This window comes from Cobetia sp. MC34 (genome assembly GCF_018340035.1).
Taxonomy (GTDB): domain Bacteria; phylum Pseudomonadota; class Gammaproteobacteria; order Pseudomonadales; family Halomonadaceae; genus Cobetia; species Cobetia amphilecti.
In genome coordinates this window covers 1-824 of sequence record NZ_JADPPY010000094.1, presented here as the reverse complement: position 1 = coordinate 824, position 824 = coordinate 1, and the positions used below count along the sequence as shown (strand labels likewise).

Below are 824 nucleotides of genomic sequence, written 5' to 3'. Positions count from 1 at the left end.
CTTCATCAGGTGTGGCATCGTCCAGCCCTTGGTGGGGCCGCTCCGTGTTGTACCAAGCGAAGTAACACTTCAGATCCCTTCGCAAGTGGGCGCCACTCTCGAAAGCCTTCAGGTAAACGCACTCGTACTTCACGCTGCGCCAGAGTCGTTCCACGAAAATGTTGTCCTGATAGCATCCCTTGCCATCCATGCTTATCCGGACATCATGGGCTTCCAGCACTTCGGTGAACGCCTGGCTGGTAAACTGACAGCCTTGATCTGTATTGAATATCTCGGGCTTTCCATAGCGCGCCAAGGCTTCCTCCAAAGCATCGATACAGAAGTCCGTATCCAGGGTGTTGGAGACCCGCCAGGCCAGCACGCGACGGCTGTGCCAGTCCATGATGGCCACCAGGTACATGAACCCGCGCGCCAAGGGAATGTATGTGATATCGGTCGCCCACACTTGATTGGGGCGGTCGATGACCCGCCCCCGCAGCAAGTAAGGATAGATCCGATGCCCCACGCCCGGCCGGCTGGTGCATGGCTTTGGATAAATAGCCTGTAGGCCCATCTCGCGCATCAATCGCTGAACGCGCTTGCGGTTCACCGCGTATCCCTGGCGATTGAGATGGGCTGACATCCGTCGTGAGCCATAGACCGGTGTGCGCAGATGCTCCGCGTCGATCAGACGCATTAACTCCAGGTCATAGGCCCCTAGCGCCTTGCGCTGATAGTACATTGAGGAGCGACTGATACCGAGTAGCTGGCACTGACGCCGGAGGCTGATGTCGGGCGCCTGCGGCTCGACCAGTGCCACGCGCTGGGCCCGGCTCAACGACCGA

At 59.0% G+C, this 824-nt stretch carries 1 protein-coding gene; it reads right to left on the bottom strand.

From position 1 onward, the window contains the following. Window positions 1–799 (bottom strand): IS3 family transposase (locus tag IZU87_RS17285; RefSeq protein WP_213115367.1); only part of this gene is annotated, 799 nt, incomplete at its 3' end. Between the last annotated feature and the right edge of the window lie 25 nt (window positions 800–824).